This is a genomic window from Acidomonas methanolica (genome assembly GCF_004346035.1).
GTDB classification, from domain to species: Bacteria; Pseudomonadota; Alphaproteobacteria; order Acetobacterales; family Acetobacteraceae; genus Acidomonas; species Acidomonas methanolica.
In genome coordinates this window covers 1-4,547 of sequence record NZ_SLZN01000068.1, presented here as the reverse complement: position 1 = coordinate 4,547, position 4,547 = coordinate 1, and the positions used below count along the sequence as shown (strand labels likewise).

Here is a 4,547-nt window from a genome sequence, read left to right as displayed (position 1 = left end):
CGAGGCCGAGGCCAACTACTATGCAGCCCTTCAGATCATCAATATGGCTGCGTGACTCAAACCAATTAGCCTCCGGGAAACCCGGGACGCTTCACTTGATGCCGCCACGACTTATCGGCATGACAATGAACTGGCATCTGTGAATTTTTCCAGAACCAGCCCTTTCTTCCTTGCCGTCGCACTTCCAAGTATTAAAAACACCTCTCAAAACCATGTTGTGAGAGCTCTGAAGCAGATGAGTGAGTATACCGCTCTTCCGGTCGAATGCGGGCTTCGTCCTTACATGAGGATTCGTGTGTCAATGTATTGTAGCGATGGCAGGATGGTCGTATCGGGCCCGCCCTCCCCTGCCCTGCTCCCGTTGCGGTCAGCGTTGTTTGGGATCCGGGCGATCATCTCGACTTTCGAAAGAGACCCCGCAGCACCCGGTCAGTGCGAGCGTCATCGCCCTCCAACCTGTTGCGATACTGAATCAGCTGGCAGCGAGTTCCGCAAGATGCAGTTTTTCAACACAATCAAGGCGGAAACTGCCATCACCACCAAATCGACGAATCGTGCTCCCGAATTAATTATTCACCAACTCGTGCTTCCTCAATTTGCGAACAAAACGCCGCCACATCTGCGCCTGACTACGCCCTGCTACGCGGCAACCGACACACGCCGACAATCCATTGGAATAGCTTGATTTTTCCGGTTGCACGGCATGTTTCAGCACGTGATGCTGCTGCCCTCTCCAGACGGAAAGGGCAAGATGATGGGGACGAAAACCGCATATTGAACGCCGAATCGAATTCTCCGTCCAACGATATCAAACTCACGCGCACCGTCCGATCCGCCCTTCTCGATCCGGCCAAGACGGCGTGAATCCGCAGATTGGTCGGCGCGATCCTGATGGCGCAGACAGAAGAATGGCCCCTTCAGCGCGGCCGCACCATGACGCCGGAAACGCTCGCGCGGGTCTGCGATGATGTCATCATCAACCTGCCTCCTGCGCAACCGCCTTCTTCAGCCCTCATCAGCGCGCGAGGCGCACCGCATGACGCTGACTGAACTCAAACCTACACCACGACCTGGGACGTCACCTAAAAGGCTTGTCTCCGGCGGTCTCGCAGGACGCCATTCTCTCGGCTGCACTTCAGCGACAGGGCCGCGTCAGCCGGTTTCTTCGCGGGGCCAGTTGATCTTCTGCCGTCCCGGCGCCTCGCAGCGGGAAAAGGCCTCGCGGATGGCAAGCCCGAGTTCCTCATCCGTCGACGAGAGGGGAATGTGGATCGATTTTTCGCGCCGCAGCTTCTCTGTCGGCCAGCCGGAATGCCCTCCCGACATTCTTTTGCTCGCTTTCAGGATCACGATGTCATCGACCAGATAATGCCACTCGGTAAACACCACGTCGCAGCGGCGGCCAATGTCCTCGATCGTCTTGTAGCCATAGGTCGCCGCAATCTCGGCGCAGAACGCAAGCCGCCGCGTGTTGGAGGCAGGCTCCATGATGTTGAATGCCTCCACGTCAACGCTGGGAGCTCCCGGGACATTGAAATACTCGCTCGTCGTGATGGCCTTGCGGAAGTTCTCGCCGATCCACTGCGGCGACGCGTCCCACGGCGCATGGGCGCACCAGCCAGTCCGCGAGAAATACTCCCCGCCCCAGATTTCCCGGGATTGGATGGAGATATATTTCGGCGACAGACAGAGACCGGCGCTTTTTCTGTGCAGCCAGCGGATACGCTCGGGCGTAAGATGGCGGTTGTTCATGATATCGCATCGATCTCGAAGGTAAGAGGCTTGTCTCCGGCGGTCTCATAGGACGCCATTCTCTCGGCCGCACTTCAGCGACAGGGCCGCGTCAGCCGGTTTCTTCGCGGGGCCAGTTGATCTTCTGCCGTCCCGGCGCCTCGCAGCGGGAAAAAGCCTCGCGGATGGCAAGCCCGAGTTCCTCATCCGTCGACGAGAGGGGAACGTGGATCAGCTTGTCCTGATACTTCCTGGATTCGGGCCACGCACTGTGGCCGCCCGAGACCCGCTTGCTTGCCCTCAGGATCACGATGTCATCGACCAGATAATGCCACTCGGTAAACACCACGTCGCAGCGGCGGCCAATGTCGTCAATCGTCTTGTAGCCATAGGTCGCCGCAATCTCGCCGTAGAACGCAAGCCGCCGTATTCTGGAGGCCACCTCCATGGCGGCGAAGGCCTCCCGGTCGAGACTAGGAACCCCTGGCTTGTTGAAATATTCGCTCGTCGTGATGGCCTTGCGGAAGTTCTCGCCGATCCACTGCGGCGAGGCGTCCCACGGCGCATGGGCGCACCAGCCAGTCCTCGAGAAATGCTCTCCGCCCCAGATTTCCCGGGATTGGATGGAGATATATTTCGGCGACAGACAGAGACCAGCGCTTTTTCTGTGCAGCCAGCGGATACGTTCGGGCGTGAGATGGGGGTTGTTCATGATATCGCATCGATCTCGAAGGTAAGAGGCTTGTCTCCGGCGGTCTCATAGGACGCCATTCTCTCGGCTGCCCCGTGATAGGCCTCGCAGATTTCCTTCCACTGCGCGTCGGTCGTTGTGTCCGCCCGTACGCCCAGCTCATACTTATAGAATTCTATATCCTCCCGACTGAAGGTTATCGGGTTCGATGTTCCCTGACGACTTTCGCTCACGTCGTACTTCATAGCCATTTCCTTCAGATCGGCCCAGATGCGGTATTTGATCCTGGCCGGGTCCGCCTGAAGTGTCTGGCGGCCTGTGTTGACGACCTTGTCGCTGACAGCAACACGACCCGTTTTGTTCCAATGATCGAAGGTCTTCCAGTTCGCGCGGTGATCCTGCAACCAGATGTAGTCGCCGTTCGAACTGCCGCCGTTGAGCTTCTGCTGGACATAGGCTTCATAAGGCGTGCCCTGCTGGGAGGGGCCGTTTCCACCGCCCGCATCGTTCCAGACGATGCCGTCGGTCTTGTAGGCATCCGGCCAGTCCCTCTGATTGACGATCTGCCACTGGGCGTTGGCCGACGTGATGTCACCGATATTCGTCACCGGCTTGGGGACGGTTTTCCTGAACATCTCCGGATCGTTGCATGACGGCTGAGGATCGTTCCGAGCCTGCAATACGACGGTCTCGGCCACACCCTGGTCGATCCCGGCGTCGAAGAGCGTCGCCCCACCCGACGCGGCAACGCCAGCGGCATCCTGAGTGGTGTCGGCGTTCTGTATCATCGGCTCGAACATCATGCTCGCCAGCAGATCCTGGGCCTGAGATTGCGATCCGGCGATATTCGCAACGTAATCCTGGAACGTCGCTGCGGGCGCAAGCGCCTGATATTGCTGTGCCTCGCTTTGCTGCTGGTCGAGGGATTGGTGCTGCACAACGGTCCACGCGATCTGCATGTTGATCATGGCATCGGCCATGGTGGCGAATTCAGCGTCATTCGGCGTCGCCTGTCCCCAGTCGGCATACACATCCTGATATTGTACCCGCGCGACGGGCGAATGCGCGATGTCGTTTCTGACACTGGCCAGCGTCCAGCCTGTGCCCTGGGCCAGCGTGTCCTGAGCCCAGTTGTCATAATTCTGGTCGTACTGATCGGGCGTCCTGCCGAGAAGGTCTCTCTGGAGGCCGTCGATCAGAGTCTTTTCCGCATCCGAATGCGCAAGGTTGCCGCGCATGTCCGCCATCGACGCGCCATTGGTCATCTGGTCCATGGCCCAGGCGTTCCATGGCTGGTATTCACTCCCGGCGGCAACGCCCTGCAACTGCTGCTGCAGGGCGTTCAGATCGTTGAGCGCCTCCTGGGAATGGGCCGTGCCGTAGGCGATGTCGGACAGCCGGATATTGGCGCCGCCGAGCTGGCCCTCGAGAGAGGCGAGCGTCGCGCTGTCCGGCGTGCGGCCGAGCACGCGCTGCCAGATGGCGTCGATATCGTTGGCTGCTTCCTGCGAATGCGCGACGTTCTGCCGCTCGATCGGCAGGGTCAAGTGCCCGTAGGAGAGGGTCGCAACGGCGTTCGACAGACCCGTGGGGTCGATCGACCGCCCCAACACGTCGTGATAGATATTGTTCAGCTGTTCCGCAGCAAGGCCCGTGGTGGCGAGTTGGTGAAAGACATCGCTGACGACATCCTCGCTCCCCCGGTGATGCTGCTTGATCTCGCCATGAATCCAGTCGCGGAAAGTATGGACGGTATCGCCGGAAAGCGGCTGACCGATGATGTTCCTGCCGATCGTGTCCGAATTGGCGAGGAACCAGCTCTCGACCTCGTCCGCCCGCGCGCCGGAATCCGGCGCGCTCGGCGCCAGCGGCGCGTGAATCAGGGTAGGTTCCACCCAGAGGGGATCACGCGCGCCACCAAGATCGTCTGCCCGGGCGGACCCATTAACGTTGACGCTGCCGAAATTGTACACATCACTGAGAGCCGGGCTGTCGTAGTAATACGTGCCCCATGGGTCAGGGGCGTTTTCCGGTTCTTCCGCACTTTTCGTGATGGGTATCTTGTACTGAGGTTCCGGAACTGGGAAATCCAGAAAGTCGTTCACTTTCATGGATATTCCCCAGT

General features: G+C 59.4%; 3 protein-coding genes and 1 pseudogene. 1 reads left to right on the top strand and 3 read right to left on the bottom strand.

Translation table 11 applies throughout. The annotated features are described in order from the left end of the window. Positions 1–864: 864 nt before the first annotated feature. Positions 865–1,050, top strand: a pseudogene (locus EDC31_RS17170) (hypothetical protein); the annotation flags it as partial. A 102-nt stretch (positions 1,051–1,152) separates the two neighbouring features. On the opposite strand, the gene EDC31_RS17165 reads toward EDC31_RS17170, so the two are convergent. The 3 genes from EDC31_RS17165 to EDC31_RS17155 all read right to left on the bottom strand — a co-directional run. Then, positions 1,153–1,752, bottom strand: coding sequence for a contact-dependent growth inhibition system immunity protein (locus tag EDC31_RS17165; protein ID WP_132127210.1), 600 nt, complete (start codon positions 1,750–1,752; stop codon positions 1,153–1,155). Positions 1,753–1,843: 91 nt separating this feature from the next. Continuing rightward, positions 1,844–2,443 carry a contact-dependent growth inhibition system immunity protein gene (locus tag EDC31_RS17160; protein ID WP_132127209.1) on the bottom strand — a complete coding sequence of 200 codons (600 nt, stop codon included), beginning with the start codon at positions 2,441–2,443 and terminating at the stop codon, positions 1,844–1,846. Continuing rightward, positions 2,440–4,547, bottom strand: a 2,108-nt coding sequence (locus EDC31_RS17155) for an endonuclease toxin domain-containing protein (RefSeq protein ID WP_207912140.1), incomplete at its 5' end; no start/stop codon positions are given. The genes EDC31_RS17155 and EDC31_RS17160, both read right to left, overlap by 4 nt.